The sequence below is a fragment of the Stenotrophomonas maltophilia genome, assembly GCF_023518235.1.
Classification (GTDB): domain Bacteria; phylum Pseudomonadota; class Gammaproteobacteria; order Xanthomonadales; family Xanthomonadaceae; genus Stenotrophomonas.
The window spans coordinates 3598419-3617456 of sequence record NZ_CP090423.1; the positions used below are offsets into that span (position 1 = coordinate 3598419).

17 protein-coding genes and 1 pseudogene are annotated in these 19038 nt (G+C 66.3%); 10 read left to right on the plus strand and 8 right to left on the minus strand.

Annotated elements, in window-relative coordinates; translation table 11 throughout:
* Positions 1-39: 39 nt before the first annotated feature.
* From LZ605_RS16775 to LZ605_RS16790, 4 genes are read right to left on the minus strand one after another with little or no spacing between them, the layout of a single operon-like run.
* Positions 40-1554 (minus strand): PLP-dependent aminotransferase family protein, encoded by a 1515-nt coding sequence (locus LZ605_RS16775; protein WP_249842585.1) that lies wholly within the window; start codon positions 1552-1554, stop codon positions 40-42.
* Positions 1555-1563: 9 nt separating this feature from the next.
* Positions 1564-2163, minus strand: a complete 600-nt coding sequence (locus LZ605_RS16780; protein ID WP_249842586.1) for a DUF6436 domain-containing protein — start codon at positions 2161-2163, stop codon at positions 1564-1566.
* Positions 2163-2441, minus strand: coding sequence for a hypothetical protein (locus LZ605_RS16785; protein WP_249842587.1), 279 nt, complete (start codon positions 2439-2441; stop codon positions 2163-2165). The genes LZ605_RS16780 and LZ605_RS16785 overlap by 1 nt, the downstream gene beginning before the upstream one ends.
* A gap of 55 nt (positions 2442-2496) precedes the next feature.
* Positions 2497-3912 carry a PLP-dependent aminotransferase family protein gene (locus LZ605_RS16790; protein WP_249842588.1) on the minus strand — a complete coding sequence of 472 codons (1416 nt, stop codon included), beginning with the start codon at positions 3910-3912 and terminating at the stop codon, positions 2497-2499.
* Positions 3913-4095: 183 nt separating this feature from the next.
* Here LZ605_RS16790 and cyoA point away from each other — a divergent pair, with 183 nt between their 5' ends.
* From cyoA to LZ605_RS16815, 5 genes are read left to right on the plus strand one after another with little or no spacing between them, the layout of a single operon-like run.
* Positions 4096-5001, plus strand: a complete 906-nt coding sequence (gene cyoA, locus LZ605_RS16795; protein ID WP_249842589.1) for a ubiquinol oxidase subunit II — start codon at positions 4096-4098, stop codon at positions 4999-5001.
* A gap of 5 nt (positions 5002-5006) precedes the next feature.
* Positions 5007-6983 carry a cytochrome o ubiquinol oxidase subunit I gene (gene cyoB / locus LZ605_RS16800; protein ID WP_249842590.1) on the plus strand — a complete coding sequence of 659 codons (1977 nt, stop codon included), beginning with the start codon at positions 5007-5009 and terminating at the stop codon, positions 6981-6983.
* Positions 6980-7615 carry a cytochrome o ubiquinol oxidase subunit III gene (gene cyoC, locus LZ605_RS16805; RefSeq protein ID WP_249842591.1) on the plus strand — a complete coding sequence of 212 codons (636 nt, stop codon included), beginning with the start codon at positions 6980-6982 and terminating at the stop codon, positions 7613-7615. Before cyoB ends, cyoC begins: the two co-directional genes overlap by 4 nt.
* A 1-nt stretch (position 7616) precedes the next feature.
* Positions 7617-7949 (plus strand): cytochrome o ubiquinol oxidase subunit IV, encoded by a 333-nt coding sequence (gene cyoD, locus LZ605_RS16810; RefSeq protein ID WP_249842592.1) that lies wholly within the window; start codon positions 7617-7619, stop codon positions 7947-7949.
* Positions 7950-7960: 11 nt separating this feature from the next.
* Positions 7961-8641, plus strand: coding sequence for an SCO family protein (locus LZ605_RS16815; protein WP_249842593.1), 681 nt, complete (start codon positions 7961-7963; stop codon positions 8639-8641).
* A 294-nt stretch (positions 8642-8935) separates the two neighbouring features.
* Here the strand turns inward: LZ605_RS16815 and LZ605_RS16820 are convergent, their stop codons facing one another.
* Entirely contained in the window at positions 8936-9532 is a 597-nt protein-coding gene (locus LZ605_RS16820) for a DNA breaking-rejoining protein (protein WP_295367450.1), read from the minus strand.
* Positions 9532-11298, minus strand: a complete 1767-nt coding sequence (locus tag LZ605_RS16825) for a S8 family serine peptidase (RefSeq protein WP_249842595.1) — start codon at positions 11296-11298, stop codon at positions 9532-9534. Before LZ605_RS16825 ends, LZ605_RS16820 begins: the two co-directional genes overlap by 1 nt.
* A gap of 286 nt (positions 11299-11584) precedes the next feature.
* On the opposite strand from LZ605_RS16825, the gene LZ605_RS16830 reads away from it, so the two are divergent.
* Positions 11585-12025, plus strand: a complete 441-nt coding sequence (locus LZ605_RS16830) for a DUF2231 domain-containing protein (protein WP_249842596.1) — start codon at positions 11585-11587, stop codon at positions 12023-12025.
* The gene (locus tag LZ605_RS16835) at positions 12018-13328 is read left to right on the plus strand and encodes a PQQ-dependent sugar dehydrogenase (protein WP_249842597.1); all 1311 of its coding nucleotides are present in this window, start codon (positions 12018-12020) and stop codon (positions 13326-13328) included. Before LZ605_RS16830 ends, LZ605_RS16835 begins: the two co-directional genes overlap by 8 nt.
* Before the next feature lie 115 nt (positions 13329-13443).
* On the opposite strand, the gene LZ605_RS16840 is transcribed toward LZ605_RS16835, so the two are convergent.
* Positions 13444-14106, minus strand: coding sequence for an exopolysaccharide biosynthesis protein (locus LZ605_RS16840; RefSeq protein WP_249842598.1), 663 nt, complete (start codon positions 14104-14106; stop codon positions 13444-13446).
* Between the two features lie 149 nt (positions 14107-14255).
* Here LZ605_RS16840 and yidA point away from each other — a divergent pair, with 149 nt between their 5' ends.
* From yidA to LZ605_RS16855, 3 genes are all read left to right on the plus strand, one after another.
* Positions 14256-15089, plus strand: coding sequence for a sugar-phosphatase (gene yidA / locus LZ605_RS16845; RefSeq protein WP_249842599.1), 834 nt, complete (start codon positions 14256-14258; stop codon positions 15087-15089).
* Positions 15090-15372: 283 nt separating this feature from the next.
* On the plus strand, positions 15373-17691 hold the full coding sequence (locus LZ605_RS16850) for a TonB-dependent receptor (RefSeq protein WP_249842600.1): 2319 nt from the start codon (positions 15373-15375) through the stop codon (positions 17689-17691).
* A 62-nt stretch (positions 17692-17753) separates the two neighbouring features.
* Positions 17754-18140: a hypothetical protein gene (locus LZ605_RS16855; protein WP_249842601.1), complete on the plus strand. Its 387-nt coding sequence runs from the start codon at positions 17754-17756 to the stop codon at positions 18138-18140.
* Positions 18141-18369: 229 nt separating this feature from the next.
* On the opposite strand, the pseudogene LZ605_RS16860 reads toward LZ605_RS16855, so the two are convergent.
* Positions 18370-18843 (minus strand): annotated as a pseudogene (locus LZ605_RS16860) (ATP-binding protein); the annotation flags it as partial.
* Between the last annotated feature and the right edge of the window lie 195 nt (positions 18844-19038).

Below are 19038 nucleotides of genomic sequence, written 5' to 3' on the forward strand. Positions count from 1 at the left end.
CGGCACATCCCATCAACGCCCCGCGTGGATCCTCCCCGCCTACCGATCAATTGCCGGCAACCCGTCCGACAACAACAGCCGATCAATCCGCCGCAACGCACTCTCCAGCTGCCGGCGGTCCGCTGCCAGCCCCAGTGACAGTCGTACGCCATTGTGATGCTCCACCCCGGGCGGGCAGAACGCCGATGACGGCGCGATCGCCAGCCCCTGCAGCTGTGCGGTACGCACCAGCGTGGCATCGGTCCAGGGCGCTGGCACCCGGCACCAGGCATGCAGGCCTTCTGCACGTACCAGCAGCGAGGGCGCCAGCAGATAGCGCGCCATGCCGATGCGCTCGCGCGCCTCGCTGCGTACCTGCGCCAGCAGCGATTGCGCCGAGCCGTCCAGCAGCAGCTGGCTGGCCAGTGCCGAGACCAGTGGATGACCCATCAGGCGGGTGGCCCTCAGCGCCGAGGCCATCGCATCGGCCTGCGTGCTGCCCGGGCAGCGCACGAAGGCGGTACGCAACCCCGGGCTGATCACCTTGGACAGGGTTGCCACATGAAACACATGGCGCGGTGCCAGCACCGCCAGCGGTGTCGGTGCATCTTCAGCGAGATGCCAGTACGGATCATCCTCGATCGCCAGCAGACCCTCGCGTTCCAGCACGCGTGCCAGCGCTTCGCGTCGCTGCAGCGGCAACGTCAGCGCGGTCGGGTTCTGGCAGGTGGGGTTGAGATAGACCAGCCGCGCGCCGCTTTCGCGTGCCTGCCGGGCCAGCGCCTCGGGGCACATGCCGTGTTCGTCGTTGGCCACCGGCAGCAGTCGCCGCCCGAGTGCGGCAGCCGCCTGCAGCAGCCCCGGATAGACCAGCGCATCGCACAGGATGGCATCGCCATCGCGGCCCTGGCTGACCAGGATCGCGGCCAACGCCACCTGCGCGCCTTCGGTCAGCAGCAGGCAGCTGTCGTCCACCGCGCCGAGCATCGGCTGCAGCCAGCGTGCCGCCGCGTGGCGATCGGTCGGGTTGCCGCCGCCCAGGTGATATGTCATCAGGTTCGGTGCGTTGCTGCGCGCAAGCACGGCGGCGGCACCACGGCGCAGGGTCTCGGCCAGCGCGTCGGCATCGGGCACCGGGGGCACGTTCATGCTCAGGTCCACCCGCTGCTCGAAGCCGGCCTTGGGCGGCGCGATGAAACTGCCCTGGGGGCCGCGCGCCTCGATCAGGCCGCGTTTGCGTGCTTCATCGAAGGCGCGGGTGACGGTGGTCAGGTCGATGCCCAGCTGCTGCGCCAACGCGCGCTGCGACGGCAGGCGCTGGCCCGGCGCAAGGCCGCCGCGACGTACCGTGCGTTCCAGCGAATTGACGATACGCAGGTAGATCGGACCGCTGTGCGCGAACACGTCCTGCACCCATTCGCGCGCTGCGACATCCGGTCGCGGCATGTACGGAGCATGTCGGGGCGTATCGTGGCTTCCAACGGCGGGAGCCTGTCCATAACCATCGGTCGGTTCGGACAGGTGACCGCCGTTGTTGTTTGCGGCGGCCACGCCACCCGGAGCCAGTGATGTCATTGCGCGTCCTCAGCGCTTGGCCTGCCATGGGCAGTAGCAGCCCACGGCCAGCAGTCCTTTCGGGCGCACGGTTTCGCCGCGCACCAGTTTGTCCAGCAGCGGTTCGACGAAACTGTTGGCCGAGTTGCAGACCATGCCGATGCTGTACGGGCCCGCATAGGCCAGGTGGCCGCGGCGGTCCCAGATCGCCACGGCCGGGCTGGCCGGAATATTCTCGATGCCATCGAGCGTCGGCAAGGTGATCACCTTGCTGCGCAGCGGCTCGGGCAGCTCGCCCTGCGTGCCGGGGCGGCGGATCGCATAGAAGTCGATGCCGGCGCGGCGGTACATGCTGATCAGGTAACTCAGGTGCGCGCCGGTTTCGCGGTTGCAGACCGCACACGCCGGGTCCCAGAAATGCACCACGCGGATACGGCCGGTGTCACCGGCCAACTTGGGCGGCAGGCGCAGCTGCGCGTCGTCGAAGACGATGGCCTGTTCGGTGAAGGTCGATTGCGCGCTGTAGCCGAAGTACTGCCACAGGGCTGCCGCCACGCCGGCCATGAACAGGCAGGCGAGGGCGATCATCGCCGGCAGCAGCCAGCGGCGGCGCGGCGCGGCTGCGCCCATCAGGAGTCTTCCCGGCCGAACTTGTGCACGTACTGCTTGCGCATCTCGCGGCAGGAATCGGCCTGCGCGCGACGCTGGATCTCGCTACGCGAGGGATCCTCGCTGCGCTGCACGCACTGCTCGATGGCGTGGCGCTCGGCGGCCTGCACGCTGGCGGTCTGCGGTTGCAGGCACACCCAGGCCAGCGCGGCCAGCATCAACACCACGAAGCCACCGCAGGCCGCCATGACCAGGTGGAACCTCAGTTTTTCGGCGCGCATCGATGCACGTCCCTTCATCCATACATTGCATACAAAATATCACTTTGTATGGATATTGCGCCATGCGGGCCGATCAGACGATGGCGCTGTGCCGGGCCTCGGGCGCTTCAGACAGGATCTCGTTCAGCTTGGCCAGCGCCCTGGCGAGGGTGCCCTGGTCGACGGCGCCGCCCAGCGACAGCCGGATCGCGTTGCCCGGCGGCGGCTCCTCCACGCTGAAGGCATCCGAGCTGGCGATGCCCAGCCCTTGTTCCTGCGCAGCCTGGATCAGCCGGTACTGGTCCAGCCGTGGCGGCAGCGGCAGCCACACGTGCAGGCCGGCCGGGTGCGCGCGCGCGCGGGAGGGCAGGTACTGCGCGGCAATGGCCTGGCGTTCGCGCAGCTCCTGCTGGAAGCGCTGCACCATGTCCTGGGCCTGGCCGCTGCGGATCCACTGCGAGGCCACCGCCACCATCGACTGGGTCGGCATCAGTGCGATCGCGCGCAGCGCGTCCAGCACCGGCTCCATCGGCTCGCCGCCCGGCACTACCAGGTAGGCGGTGCGCAGGCCCGGGGCCAGGCATTTGGACAGGGTGGAGATGTAGTAGACCGGGCAGCCGGCATCGCGCTGCGCGGCCAGCGGCGGTGGGGCGTCACCGGCCAGCAACCAGTAGGGATCGTCTTCGATCACGGTCAGATCGTGGCGCCTGGCGACCGCCAGCAGGGCCTGCCGGCGCCGCGCGGACATGGTTGCTGTGGTCGGGTTCTGGATGGTCGGCACCAGGTACAGCAGGCGCGGCCGGCGCAGCTGGCAGGCCTCCTCCAGCGCGTCGGGCAGCATGCCCTCGGCGTCCATCGCCACCGGCACCACGCCCCGTTGCAGCACGCGCGCGGCGGCCAGCAGGCCGGGGTAGGTCAGCGGTTCGGCGGCAACCAGCTCGCCCGGCTGGGTACGGGCCAGGATCAGCGCGCACAGCGCGGTCTGCGCGCCGGGGCAGATCACCACCTGGTCGGCACCCACCGTGCCCAGCATCGGCGCCAGCCACTGCACGGCGGCGGCGCGGTCCTCGCGGCTGCCGGCACCGACGTGGTAGCTCATCAGCTCGCCCTGGCCCAGCTGCTGGCCCAGGTGCTGGAAGCCGGCCTCCATGCCCTGCGCGAACGGCGCACTGCCCAGCAGCGGCGGGATGTTCATGCTCAGGTCGACCGAGGTGCTGCGGTTGCCGGCCGACAGCGCGATGAAGGTGCCGCCGGCGCCCTGCGCGTCCAGTAGCCCGGCCTGGCGCAGCTCGGCGAAGGCGCGGGTGACGGTGGTCAGGTCGACCCCGACCTGCTGGGCCAGATCACGCTGCGGGGGCAGGCGGTCGCCCGGGCGCAGCACGCCGTCATCCACCGCCTCGCGTACCTGCTGGGCAATCTGCAGGTACAGCGGTCCGCCGCCCTCGCGGAAGGGGCGAACCCAGGTCCGGTTGGGGTGCTTCAGGCGGCGGCCGGCGGCAGGAGGCGTCATCGGTCAGATTTTTCCATACGTGCGAGTGCACAAGTCCATACAATGTTGTATCTTGTATGGGCTTGATTGGAGTGGATCGCCTTCTTGTGGGCGACCTCGTACCCACAGTGTAGCCGCTCCACGCCCGGGCGCTGCGCGCAGGCGAGCCGGTCAAGCGCGCTTTTTCAACAGGGTTGACCTCCAATGAATATCTGCTGGAACCGCATCCGCCTGGCGCTGGTCGCCCTGGCCTGCGTCGGCCTGTCGGGCTGTGACTGGGTGCTGCTGGATTCGAAGGGCATGGTCGGGCTCGCCCAGCGCGACCTGATCCTGATCTGCATCGGCCTGATGCTGATCGTTGTGATACCGGCCATCGTGCTGACCTTCGTCTTCGCCTGGCGCTTCCGCGCCGGCAACACCAAGGCGAAATACACGCCGGACTGGTCGCACTCCACCAAGGTGGAGATCGTGGTCTGGGGCGTGCCGCTGATCATCATCGCGGTGCTGGCGGTGATCGTGTGGAAGTCCACCCATGAACTGGACCCGTACAAGCCGCTGGACGTGGCCGGTGAGCCGCTGCACGTGGAGGTGATCGCCACCGACTGGAAGTGGGTGTTCGTCTATCCGGACCTGGGCATCGCGACGGTGAACCAGCTCAACTTCCCGGCCAATCGACCGCTGGCGTTCAACATCACCTCCAACTCGACGATGAATACCTTCTTCATTCCGCAGCTGGGTGGGCAGATCTACGCGATGGCCGGCATGCGCACGCAGCTGCACCTGATCGCCAACGAGCCGGGCCAGTTCCGCGGCATGTCCGGCAACTACAGCGGGCATGGCTTCTCGAACATGAAGTTCATCGCCACCGCCAGCAGCAACGAAGAGTTCGAGCGTTGGGTGGCCGAGGTACGCAGCGCGCCGGACGCGCTCAGCTTCACGCAGTTCAAGGCGCTGGCCGCACCGTCGAAGAACGCACCGGTGCAGCACTTCTCCAGCGTTGAACCGTTGCTGTTCAAGAAAGTCATCGACCAGTTCATCGGTGTCGGTGAGAACACCACTGCCGCGGCCCCGGCTGGCGCTGCCGCTGGCGTCCAGGTTTCCCAGGAGTAACGAACATGTTGGGCAAATTGACGTGGGAGGCCGTGCCACTGCACGAGCCGATCGTCGTGGTCACCTTGGCGGCGATGGTGCTGGGCGGCCTCGCGCTGCTGGGCGCGGTGACGTACTTCAAGCTGTGGGGCCCGCTGTGGCGCGACTGGTTCACCACCGTGGACCACAAGAAGATCGGCATCATGTACGTGGTAGTGGCGCTGGTCATGCTGGTGCGTGGCTTTGCCGACGCGCTGATGATGCGCGCGCAGCTGGCGGCGGCCGGGCCGGGTAGTGAGGGCTTCCTGCCGCCCGAACACTACGACCAGATCTTCACCGCGCACGGCGTGATCATGATCTTCTTCGTGGCCACTCCGTTCGTGGTCGGCCTGATGAACATCATCGTGCCGCTGCAGATCGGCGCGCGCGACATGGCATTCCCGTTCCTCAACGCCTTCAGCTTCTGGATCTTCGTGGTCGGTGCGGCGCTGATGATGATCTCGCTGGGCGTTGGCGAATTCGCCATGACCGGCTGGGTCGCCTATCCGCCGCTGTCGGGCATCGAGTTCAGTCCCGGCGTCGGCGTGGACTACTACATCTGGGCGTTGCAGGCCTCGGGCATCGGCACCTTGCTGACCGGCGTCAACCTGTTCATCACCATCCTGCGCATGCGTGCGCCGGGCATGACCCTGATGAAGATGCCGGTGTTCACCTGGACCGTGCTGGTCACCAGCGTGATCATCATCGCCGCGTTCCCCATCCTGACCGTGGCGCTGGGCGCGCTCACCCTGGACCGCTACCTGGACTTCAACTTCTACACCAACACGTTGGGTGGCAACCCGATGATGTACGTGAACCTGGTGTGGGCCTGGGGCCATCCGGAGGTGTACATCCTGGTGCTGCCGGCGTTCGGCATCTTCTCTGAAGTCACCGCCACGTTCGCGCGCAAGAAGCTGTTCGGGTACAAGTCGATGGTCGGCGCTACGCTGGCGATCGGCATCCTGTCGTTCGTGGTCTGGCTGCACCACTTCTTCACCATGGGCTCCGGTGCCAGCGTCAATGCCTTCTTTGGCATCATGACGATGATCATCGCCATCCCCACCGGCGTGAAGATCTTCACCTGGCTGTTCACCATGTACGGCGGCCGCGTCGAGTTCAGCGTGCCGATGCTGTGGACCATCGCCTTCCTGGTCACCTTCACCATCGGCGGCATGACCGGCGTGCTGCTGGCCATTCCGGGCGCGGACTTCCTGCTGCACAACAGCCTGTTCCTGGTTGCGCACTTCCACAACACCATCATCGGTGGTGCGCTGTTTGGCTACCTGGCCGGTTTCGTCTACTGGTTCCCGAAGGTGTTCGGCTTCACCCTCAACGAGCGTCTGGGCAAGTGGTCGTTCGCCTGCTGGGTGATCGGCTTCTACCTGGCCTTCATGCCGCTGTACATGCTCGGCTTCATGGGCATGACCCGACGCATGAACCAGTACGACAACCCGGCGTGGACGCCGTACCTGATCGCCGCCTTCATCGGTGCACTGTTCGTGTTCGCCGGCATCATCCTGATGCTGGTGCAGATCTACGTCAGCGTGCGTGACCGCAAGCGCAACCTGGACCTGACCGGCGACCCATGGAATGCACGCACGCTGGAATGGGCCACGCCGTCGCCGCCGCCGTTCTACAACTTCGCCGTGGTGCCCAAGGCCGATGCGCTGGACGCCTTCCATGAAGCGAAGAAACGTGGGTTGCCGCCACCGCCGAAGAAGTACGCGCCGATCCACATGCCGAAGAACACCGGCGTGCCGCTGATCCTCAATGTCTGGATCCTGGTGCTGTGCTTTGCCCTGGTCTGGCACATCTGGTGGATGGCCGCGGCCAGCTTCATCGCCATGATCGTGACCCTGATCGTGCGCTCCTACGATGAGGACGTGGATTACTACGTCAGTTCCGAAGAGGTGGCGCGCACCGAAGCGGCCAATCTGGCCAAGCTGAAGGAGCTACGCGCATGAACCTGTTGACCCGCCCGGAGCTGGCCAGCAACACGCAGGTGCACGAGGAACTGCACGCGCACGACCACGCCCACGAGCAGGGCGGCATGAAGGTGTTCGGCATGTGGGTCTACCTCATGTCCGACCTGGTGCTGTTCGGCTCGCTGTTCGCCTCGTATGCGGTGCTCAGCACCGCCTACGCCGGCGGCCCGACCGGCAAGGAGCTGTTCTCGCTGCCGTTCGTGATGACCGAAACCTTCCTGCTGCTGGTCTCCAGTATCACCTACGGCCAGGCCGTGCTGGCCATGCACCGCCACGATGCCTCGGCCGTGCTGCGCTGGCTGGGCGTGACCTTCGTGCTCGGTGCCTCGTTCATCGGCATGGAGATCTACGAGTTCTCGCACCTGATCCACGAAGGCGCGGGCCCCAGCACCAGCGCCTACCTGTCGGCGTTCTTCGCGCTGGTCGCCACCCACGGCCTGCACGTGGCCAGCGGCCTGATCTGGATGGCGGTAGTGATGCACCAGGTGTACCGCCGTGGCCTGACCCCGACCAACATCACCCGCGTCTCGTGCCTGAGCCTGTTCTGGCACTTCCTGGACCTGGTGTGGATCTGCGTCTTCACCTTCGTCTACCTGATCGGAGCCTTCTGACATGGCCCACGTCGAAACCTCGCGCGCCGGCAATGCACACGGCTCCACCAAGTCCTACCTGATCGGCTTCGTGCTGTGCGCGCTGCTGACCATGGTGCCGTTCGCGCTGGTGATGAACCCGGTGCTGTCGCGGCCGCTCACGCTGTTCCTGCTGGTGGGCTTCGCGGTGGCGCAGATCCTGGTGCAGCTGGTGTTCTTCCTGCACATGGACCGCAAGTCCGAAGGTGGCTGGAACCTGGCCAGCTTTGTGTTCACCCTGGTGATCCTGTTCATCGTCGTCGCATTGTCGGTCTGGATCATCTGGAGCATGCACTACCACATGATGATCAACTGAGCCTGCGAACCGTGAAAGGCATTGCGTTCCCCCATCGTGGCCTGCGGCTGGCCGCAGGCCTGCTGCTCGGCCTGCTGGCCGGTTGCAGCGCGCAGTCGCGCATGGACTTCTATTCCAAGGACATCGCCTGCGAGGAACTCGGCCAGCAGTGGTCGATGCCCGACAGCCACGGCACCGTACGTGGCCCGAAGGATCTGCAGGGCCAGGTGACCTATCTGTTCTTCGGCTTCACCAGCTGCCCGGATGTGTGCCCGACCACGATGGTCGAGCTGGGTCAGGTCAAGCACCTGATGGGCAAGGATGCCGACCAGCTGCAGGTGGTGTTCGTCAGTGTCGACCCGGCCCGCGATACGCCCGAGGTCGCGCGCATCTATGTGGAAGCGTTCGATCCCAAGGCGATGGCGTTGGTCGGCAACCAAGCGCAGCTGGCCGCGATGGCCAGCGACTTCAAGGCGTTCTACGAGAAGGAACCGGGCCAGCTGCCCGACACCTACACGATGAGCCACATCGCCGGTGGCTACGTGTTCGATCGCCAGGGCCGCCTGCGCCTGTTCGCGCCCTACGGCATGCCGGTGGAGAAGCTGTTCTCCGATGTGCAGCGCCTGCTGCTGGAACCGGCTCATCCGGCCGCCGGCAACGACGCACTGGCCAGCTGCAGCCTCAAGCACACCGGAACACTCGCCGCGCGCTGACGCCGGTGGATGCCAACCGTTGGTCGGCAGGTCGGGAAAATGGTGGGTGCCAACCGTTGGTCGGCACATCCGGATCTGCTCCTGGTAGGTGCCAACCTTGGTTGGCACAGCTGTAGAGCCGGGCCCGTGCTCGGCTCAGCGTTCACCGTGCACCCTGCAGACAGCAGCCGAGCATAGGCTCGGCTCTACCTGCTCGCCGCCCGGTGGGTGCCGACCGTTGGTCGGCACGCCCTGGCAGAACCAATCCCCCGGCCGGCCAGGAGAGCCAACCGGCCGGGGGCACCACTCAACGCCTTACTTGGTTTCTTCCCACTGCACCACGTCCGGCTCGGCCGCCTTGATGCCGGCGGTCGACAGCAAGGTGGTGGTTGCATCCAGCGCCGCGTTCACCGACGGATATTCGACAATCGCCCGGCCGGAAGCCTTGGACACCTTCACCACGGTGCCACTGGTGGCGGTCGCCGCACGCTGCGCCGAGGCCGCATCGGTGAAGAACACCTTGACCCGCGAAGTCGCCACCACCGGTGCGCCATCATTGGACACGGCCGCGGCGAACTTGCCGGCCCCGGCATCCAGCCGCGCCGCCGCACCGGTGTTGCCGGCATCGAGCGAGCGCTTGCTACGGGCACCAGTGCTTGCCGCGGCGGCTTCCGCAGCCGGGGTGATCCTGAACTGACCACCACTGGCCTGCTGCACGGTGGCCGACGGTGCCAGGCGGAAGCGGTTGCCGCCCACATCGAAACTACGCCCGGTGGCTTCGGCCTTCAGTGCCTGTGCGTCCACGGTCGACAGGGTCCTTGCAGCGGGGGCCTGGCCGGAGCTCTGTGCCCAGGCGGTGGAGGTGATCGCCGCGAAGGCGAGGGTGCTCAACAGAATGGTCGTCTTCATCATCAGTGCCCCAGAACGCGGATCTTGAAGAATTCGAGGTTGCCACGCGATGCAGCGTTCGCGGCCTGCCCCATGTCGGTGACTTCCAGCGTCCAGGTGCCGGTGGCGTTCTCATCCAGGAAGGCATTGCTGGACAGCAGGTCCCAGCTGGTGAAGTTGCGCTGCACACCATTGGTGCCCGAGCCGATGGCGGTGAACGCCGGCTGCACCACGCTGCGCGTGCCACTGGGCGAGACCAGCACGAACTGCAGCTGGCGGGTGTTGCTGTGGTTGACGCGGAAGCCCAGCTGCACGCTCTCGATGTTGCGCGCGCCATTGGCCAGCTGGAAGGTCAGGCGCGCGGCGGCGGCCGAGGTGTTGCCGATGGCCACCGTACGTGTGGTGTTGCGCCAGCCGCTGTCCACCAGCGCGCCGAGCGACTGGAAGTTCTCCGCCACCTGCACTGCACGCGCGGCGTTGACCACACCGAAGCCGTACCAGTTGCTGTAGGCGCGTCCGGCGGCGTTCACCGTCCAGCCCGGCACCAGCACGCGGCCATCGGCCAGCGTCACCGCCGCCCGGTTCGGGTCGGTGCGGGTGGCGGTGGTGGCCAGGATGTACTTCACATCGCGGTAGGAAAGATTCGGATTGGTTTCCAGCACCAGCGCCGCCACACCGGACACCATCGGTGCCGAAGCGGACGTGCCGTTCATCTTGGCCGTGTAGTTGCAGGTGCTGTCGATGGCCGACTGGTTGCTGTCCAGCGTGTTCTGGCGGTTGGTGTTCTTGTTGCTGCCCTGCGCGCACCCGGTCACGTCGGTGGTGACGATGGCCGGGTCGTAGGCACGCGCCACCAGCCCGGGCGCGTACTGCGCCTGCAGGCCGTACTCGCCGCCGAAGGCCGACACCCACAGCGCCGAACCGGTGGAGGAATACGACGAACGCACGCCGTCGGCGCGCACCGCACCCACGGTGATCACGTTGAACAGGTTGTTGCGCGGGTCACGCCCGGCGGGCACGCAGCCGGTGTTGCGGTTCTTGGTGTCGGCGGTGCAGATGTCCTGGCCGGTGGAGAGCGTGCCGTTGTTGTGGTTGTTGCCGGCCGACTTCACGTAGATGCCACCCCGGCCACCGCGGGTACCCGACAGGGCCTGTTCGTAGGCGCTGATGTCGTTCTGGCTGTAGGCGAAGGGCAGGTTCGGATTGCCCGGGCCAGCGCCCCAGCTGTTGTTGAACACCTGCACATCGGCCGATTCGGCGCCATCCCACCAGGCGTACTCGATGTTGCTCTGCTGGTTGCCCTGGGCCGAACTCGAGATCGGGTTGAAGCCTTTCAGCGTCGCCGCCGGGGCCACGCCGCGCACGCCGCGGTTGTTGGCGCCCACCGCGCCGGCGATGCCGCCGACCATGGTGCCGTGGTTGTCGGCGTCCGGGTTGGAGGGTGTGGGGTTGTTGGAGCCATTGGCGAAGTTCTTGCCGGCTACCGCCGCCACGTTGGCGGCCAGGTCCGGGTGGGCGATCTGCAGGCCGTCATCGACGATGGCGATGGTGACGCCCTGGCCGCGGATGCCATTGCGGAACAGGCCATCCACGTTCAGATCGTTGCCGGCCACCGGCAGCGTATCGGCCGGCACCGTCTGCCCAGTATTGAGCAGATGCCACTGGATTCCGGCCAGTGGATCGGCCTGTTGGGCCTGGGCGGTGGCGGCCAGGCTGCCCAGCACCAGGGCAGTGGCAAGGGCCAGGCGCGCGGAGCGCGGTGGCGCGGAGCGTTGCGTGTGTCGCTTCATACACGAATCCTTCTGTTGTGAATCGGCATGGCAGGACGGCGGGGCGGAACTGCCCCATCGCAACGAGCCAAACGCGACACCACGAGTCCCCCCCTACGTCGAATGGGCACGAATGTTTCGATATGGGAGATGCGTCACAAACACTCATGACGCACGGTAATAACGACTACACATTTCTGTTGGCACCCCGCATCCGTGCATGGCGTGGATCGACCGGGTCTCATCGCGCGGCTTCACATCCGGCTGTGCTACTACAGCCCGAGCCCCTTCCGCGCGGAGCACGATGATGGTCAATCCCCTGGCCCAGGCCCATCGCGGCCTTGGCACCACCCTGTTCAGCCTGTTGAACCCGATTCCGTTCGGGTTCTTTGTCGGCGCCTTGATCTTCGATGCGATCTACCTCAACAGCGCCGAGGTGATGTGGGGCAAGGCCGCCGCCTGGCTGATCACCTTCGGCCTGCTGATCGCCATCGTGCCGCGCCTGATCAACCTGTTCGCGGTCTGGCGCCGTAACGGCAGTGCCACCGGCATCGACCGCATCGACTTCTTCCTCAACCTGGTGGCGGTGCTGCTGGCCATCTGGAACGCCTTCGTGCACAGCCGCGACGCCTACGCCGTTGCCGTGCCGGGCACGATCCTGTCGGCGCTGACTGTGGCGCTGATCGCGCTGGGGCTCATCCTGCTGTCGCTGCAGCCGCCGGTGCGGCACGGAGGTCGTCATGGCTAAGCCCTTCCTGCCCACCCTTGCGATGCTTTCGTTGGCGGTGATGCTGTCGGCCTGCGCGGGCAAGGCCGAGTACCACCCCACCGACCAGTCCGGCGCGAAGCCGCCGCTGCCGGCACCGCAGAACTTCCTGATGCCGCCCATGCAGGTGCCCAAGGGCGTCGGCTGGGCCGAAGGTCAATCGCCCACGGTGGCCGAGGGCCTGAAGATCGAGCGCATCGCCGCCAACCTGCAGCATCCGCGCCGCCTGCTGACCCTGCCCAACGGCGATGTGCTGGTGGTGGAGGGCAACGGCCCGGGTGAAGAGCCGGTCACCACGCCCAAGCAGTGGATCGCCGGCAAGGTGAAGGCGCGCTCGGGCAAGGCCGGCAAGGGCGGCAACCAGGTCACCCTGCTGCGGCGCACGCCCGGCACCAACACCTGGACCCAGCACGTCTACATCGAGGGCCTGCATTCGCCGTTCGGCATCCAGCTCATCGGTGACACCCTGTACGTGGCCAACACCGGCAACATCGTGCAGTTCCACTACGTGCCCGGCGAAACCCGCATGACCGACAAGGGCCGCGAGTTCACCGATCTGCCCAGCACCATCAACCACCACTGGACCAAGGAGCTGCTGGCCAGCCGTGATGGCCGCAAGCTGTACGTGGGCGTGGGCTCCAACAGCAACATCACCGAGAACGGCCTGGCGGTGGAGTACCGCCGCGCGGTGGTGCTGGAAGTGGACGTGGCCACCCGTGGCAGCCGCATCTTCGCCTCGGGCATCCGCAACCCCACTGGCCTGGACTGGGAGCCGAGCACCGGCACGCTGTGGGCGGTGGCCAACGAGCGCGACGAGATCGGTGCCGACCTGGTGCCCGATTACCTCACCTCGGTGAAGGAAGACGGCTTCTACGGCTGGCCCTACAGCTACTACGGCCAGCACGTGGACGAGCGCGTGCAGCCGCAGCGGCCGGACCTGGTAGCCAAGGCGATCGTGCCGGATTACGCCATCGGCTCGCACGTGGCGCCGCTGGGCTTGCTGTTCTATACCGGCCAGGCGCTGCCCGCGCAGTACCACGGCGGTGCCTTCATCGGCGAACACGGCAGCTGGGATCGCTCGCCATTGAGCGGCTACGAAGTGGTGTACGTGCCGTTCAAGGATGGCAAGCCGACCGGGCGGCCACAGACCGTGGTGAGTGGCTTCGCCTCGAAGGATGAGAAGACCCTGATGGGCGCACCGGTAGGCATGGCGATGGACGCCGAGGGCGCACTGCTGGTGGCTGACGACGTGGGCGATGTGGTGTGGCGGGTGTCAGCCAAGTAGCCCTGTAGAGTCGAGCTTGCTCGACTGCTTTTTGTAGAGCCGAGCCATGCTCGGCTTGCGCGCGCTGCGCGGGGTTTCCGCGTACGGGTCGAAGAGCCGTCGAGCAAGCTCGACGCTACACAGATGAGGTACCGCTGCGGAACCCGCTGAACACCGATTCGGCGGCAAACCCCACGCCGCCCAGCAGCACGCCGAAGTACACCATCGTGGCCACCACGAAGGCATAGCCGGCCGCCACCGCCGCGCCGTCGCGCTGGATGAAACCAATGGCGAAGGACATCAGTGCCAGCGCCGGCAGCGTATTGCTGAAGGGAATCGGGCCGGCCGGTGCCATCAGCAGCACCGTGGCCACCACCAGCGCCAGGTTGTTCAGGCGCATCATCTTCTTCGAACGCACCATCACCGCCAGCCGCATCGGCCGCGACAGCCGTTCCATGCGATGCACCCACTTCAACGCACGGCCGAGGTTGGTCTTCAGCGTTTCGGTGGCGATCTCGCGGCGTGCCAGCTTCTGCGGCACCCGCAGCGGGCGGTTGCGCAGCCGGCTCAGGCCGATCAGCAGGATCGAAGCGCCAAACACCGTGCTCAGCCCGGGAATCGACACCGGGATGATGAAGATGGCCGAAAGCAGGATCACCACCAGCAGCAGGCCCTCATCGCCCAGGGCGCTGAGCAGGGTACCGACGCTGACCCGTTCGCCGGGCAGTTCGTCGATCATCTGCTCGATCTGCTGGGCCAGTGGCGCGGTGTCGTTGGGGTCGGGGGCACGGTAGGTCATGCGTCGAAAGGGTTTCCAGGGAAGGGCGGTCAGGGGGCCGTCCTGCGGTGGGGGACGCACAGGCCCCTGAAGTATCCCGGCCAATGTGGGCAAAGAGGTGAACCGGGCATGAGGCGCTAAACTGGCACGCCCCGCACGAGTGCAACGCAATGGACATGGGCCGCCGGCAATCGACCATCGAACTGGTCGCCATCGATATGGATGGCACCCTGCTGGACCCGGCCCACGCGCTCACTGCACGGGCCAAGCAGGCCATCGCACAGGCGCGCGCGCTGGGCGTGCATATCGTGCTGACCAGCGGCCGCCCGGTTCCCGGCCTGGCCCCGTTCCTGCACGAACTGGGCATCGATGGCGACGACGACTACTGCATCGCCTGCAACGGCGGCCTGGTGCAGCGCATCGGCACCGGCGAAACCGTGGTCGAGTATCCGCTCAGCTTCGATGACTTCCTGTTCTGCGAGCAGGTGGCGCGCGAACTGGGCGTGCACTTCCAGGCGCTGGACAGCCAGCGCATCTACACCCCCAACCAGGACATCAGCTACTACACCGTGGCCGACTCGCATCTCTCGCAGATGCCGCTGTCGTACCGCCGCGTGGCCGACATGGATCGGTCGATGTCCTTCATCAAGCTGATGATGATCGATGCGCCCGAAGTGCTGGACGCGGCCATCGCACGCCTGCCCAGCGAGCTGACCGAGCGGTTTGCCGTGCTGAAAAGCGCACCGTTCTTCCTGGAAGTGTTCGACCACCGTGCCGGCAAGGGGCCGAGCCTGCAGAAGCTGGCCGAGCACCTGGGCATCGACCGCCGCAACGTGATGGCCATCGGTGACCAGGAGAACGACCTGACCATGCTGCAGTACGCCGGCACCAGCGTGGCGATGGGCAATGCCATTGACGCGGTGAAGGCCGTGGCGCGGTTTGAAACCACCAGCAATGCCGATGACGGCGTGGCACGCGCGATCGAGCGTTTCGTGCTGCGGTAAATCGCGCTGGCTATACCCACGTATACCCCACCCATCCCCATCGCCATCGGTGCTGTACCACCGCGCGATGGCGGATGCGGCCGAGCGATGCAAGACTTTCGCACGTCGAAATCACGCCATCGCATTGAGCGGCTGAGGATCGTCTTCCCCCGCCGCTGACCGGCGCGCACTGCGCCGTCACCCCCAACGCAATCGCATCACCAGCCAGCGCGCCGACACCGGTGCCGCCCCGCGCTGGGCGTGCGCCTGCGCCCTCTTTCCCCACTGCACGCTGGATCTTTCCATGAACACCCCACCCACGACGCGCCTGGCGCTGGCGATCCTCACCGCCATCGCTGCACCGGCCCATGCCGCCGAATCGGCTGACACCGCGCACGACACGCCCACTACCTTGAACGCATTGCAGGTGATCGCCACACCGCGCGGCGCCGCCGTCGCGCCCACCCAGGTGGTCGGCCCGAACCGTTACATCATCCAGGCCGAAGACCTCGACGCGGTGGTCACCGGCAACAACGGCCTGGCCATGCTCAAGCAGGTGCCCGGCGCCAGCTACACCGCCACCGATGGCCTGGGCCTGGATATCTCGGCCACCAGCCTGTTCGTGCGCGGCTTCCGCATGAATGAAATGGGCATTACCTTCGAAGGCGTGCCGCTGAACGACAACGGCTTCCTCTCGCTCACCGGCACCAGCGTGGTGAATGTGGGCGTGCCCGATGGCATCGGCGCGATCACGGTCAGCCCGGGCGGCGCACCGGTCAGCGTGTTCTCCAGCAGCGTCAACGGCGGCAGCCTGGAATACCGCCTGCGCGAACTGCAGGACACGCCCAGCCTGCGCGTGAAGCAGGGCGTGGGCAGCAACAGCACCCTGGTCACCACCGTGTCCGGGCAGAGCGGCCAGCTGGGCGAACACGGCCCGAAAGTGCTGGTCGACTTGCAACGCGTGTCGGCCGACAAGTACCAGGGCGAAGGCACCCAGAACTTCCTGCGCGGCGACCTGAAGCTGCAGCAGGACGTGGCCTGGGGCGATGTCACCGTGTTCCTGTCCGACAGCAAGGCCAAAGTCTGGGGCTACAACAACATCTCCTTCGACATGATCCGCAAGCTTGGCTGGAAGGCCGACATCTTCTACCCGGATTACGCATGGGCCTGGTACGTGGCCTCGCCGGAGAACGTAGACAAATCCTGCGGCGCCTACACCTGCGGTGAGCTGTCCGAACTGATTCCGTACGACACCGGCCAGATCACCCGCGACCGCGTGTCCTCGATCAACCACCGCTTCCAGATCACCCCGGCACTGAGTGGCAACGTGCAGCTGTACAACGCCAACAGCCACACCCAGGCCACGCTGACCGACCCCACCGTGTCATCGCCCAATGGTGCACCGTTCTCCGAGCAGGTGCAGACGCCACGCCTGAACCGGCTGGGTGGCATGTTCAATGTGCAGTTTGAAGCCGGTGCGCATACCCTCACCGCCGGTTTCTGGCAGGAGAAGAGCAAGGCCGCAGCCAAGACCGAGTGGTACCAGCAGCCGCTGCTGGGTGAGGGCCCGCCGCTGAAGGCCACCGGGCCGTTCGATGTGTACGGGCCGGCGTTCAAGACCGACAACGCCTCAAGCTGGGTGACCCGCTCGCGCCAGTTCTACCTGCAGGACGACATCGTGCTGAATGACACGCTGAAGCTCGGCGTCGGCTTCAAGGCCGTGGATTTCCGCACCGGTGGCGGCGGCCTCGGCGATGCCGAGGACCGGCCGGTGAACGGCACGCTGCGTGCGAAGAGCAACTTCCTGCCACACGTCTCGCTGTTCTGGAGCCCGACCGAATCCACCGACGCCTTCATCGACCTGGCCAACACCATGAACGGCTACCGCGTGGCCCAGCGCGGCAACATCGGCTACACCGCCTCGGCATGGACCATCACCGACCAGGAGGAGTTCGACCGCGTGGCCGGCACCCTGCGCCCGGAGAAGAACTGGAACCTGACGGTGGGCGCGTCGCATCGTTTCGACCGGCTGACCATCACCGGCGATGTGTTCTACAACGACATCCGCAACCGCCTGCTGTCGGCCGCCATCGGCACCCAGTTCGCGCAGATCAACACTGTGCGGCTGATGCCGAAGATGCACGTGATCGGCGCCGACCTGGGCATCACCGCCGACCTGACCGACCACCTGCAGTTCTACCAGGGGGTGGCGGTGGCGCGTTCGTATTACGACAGCGATTTCTTGGTGGGCGACACCGTGTACCCGATCAAGGGCAACGCCCAGCCGGGCTACCCGCAGATCTCGCTGGTCAGCGACCTGTCTGCCCACTTCGGTGACTGGCGTTTCGGTGCCACCAGCACCTCGTACCTGCGCCAGCCGTTCACGTACGAGAACGACATCCGCGTGCCCACGTTCTGGCAGGTCAACACCTACGCCGCCTACCGGTTCGGCGCGGACAGTGCAGTGCCGGGGTTGGAGCTGCGGCTGGACGTGAGCAACCTGTTCAACCGCCACAACATCGGCACCGCCACCATCGCCGGCTCGTCGTTCTCGGGCGATTACCAGACCCTGCAGCGCAGCGCGCCGCGGCAGCTGATGTTCAGTACCTCGATGGCGTTCTGACCCCCAACCCCTGCCTTGCGCAATCAACAGGGATTTTCTGGCGGCGGCGCAAGGTTCCCACAATGTTGCTGCGTCATCCTGTCGGCATGGCACAGCACCACACGCAATCACCGCTGTTCGGCATCCGGGGCCCAGGACGGCCCCGGCAGGCGCTGTCCGTGGCGCCTGCGATCGACCTGCGGGCCGAATACCAGTTCTGGCAGGTGTACGAGCGTGTGGTGCAGCCGCTGCCTGGCGGTGGGCTGCGGCTGGCCTGGCTGGTCTGCCAGAAGGTCTACCGCGACCGCTGGCAGTACCCGCACGACAGTGACGAGGTGGCACTGTCGCGCGTGGTGTTCGGCGGGAACATGACGGCTGACCGCGCGTCGGAGCTGGCGGAGCTCCACGCGCTGGTCAGCCGTCGGGTGGCGGTGCTGGCCAAGCGTGGGCGGCTGGGTACGGCGGCGTGATGCGCGGGGATGGCGCTGGCGTCGCCGGACCGCCGTGAACCGCCCTGGCAACCTCGCACCATCCGCTGGCATGACCTGCTCTGGCGTTGATCTATCCGCTGCCATGACCTGCTCTTGGTAGAGTCGACTGTTAGTCGACTGCTCTTCGCATCCACCTCGCAGGCGACCGCACTTCGCGCGCGAGTCGACTAACAGTCGACTCTACCAACGCCCTCTCCAACCAGTGCTGCTAAGGCTTCCCCCGATCCAACTGCCGGTACCCGATCGCCTCAGTCAGATGCGCAGTCTGGATCACCTCGCAACCGGCCAGATCCGCAATCGTGCGCGCCACCCGCAGAATCCGGTGCATCGCGCGCGCGGACAGTTGCAGGCGTTCAATCGCCTGCTCCAACAAGTCCTGATCGGCCTCGCTCAATCGCGTGCATGCGCGCAGCGCCGCGGGCGGCAGATGCGCATTGAGCCCGCCGCGCGCCTGTTGCCGGGCATGGGCAGCTTCCACCCGCATGCGCACTGATGCACTGGGCTCACCCAGCGGCGTGCTCTCGCGCAGTTCCACCGCATCCATGCGCGCCACATTGATGTGAAGGTCGATACGGTCCAGCAGCGGCCCTGACACGCGCGCACGATAGCGGTTGATGCGCTCATCACTGCACAGGCAGCGATTGCTGCGGTCACCGGCCCAGCCGCAGGGGCACGGGTTCATCCAGATGTTTTGTGAGGAATAGTGCTTGGGAAAAAAGATAAGGTGCGGCAAATTAGCTCTGCTCACCACGGTAGCTCACATTGCATGGCAACTAGAAAGAAGAAGAGTGTCGGCGAGGTCCAAACGGGCCCGGACGGACTTTGGATCACGGTAAGGGCGATCGGTCGGGCGCATGGAGTAGCGTCGATTGACTTC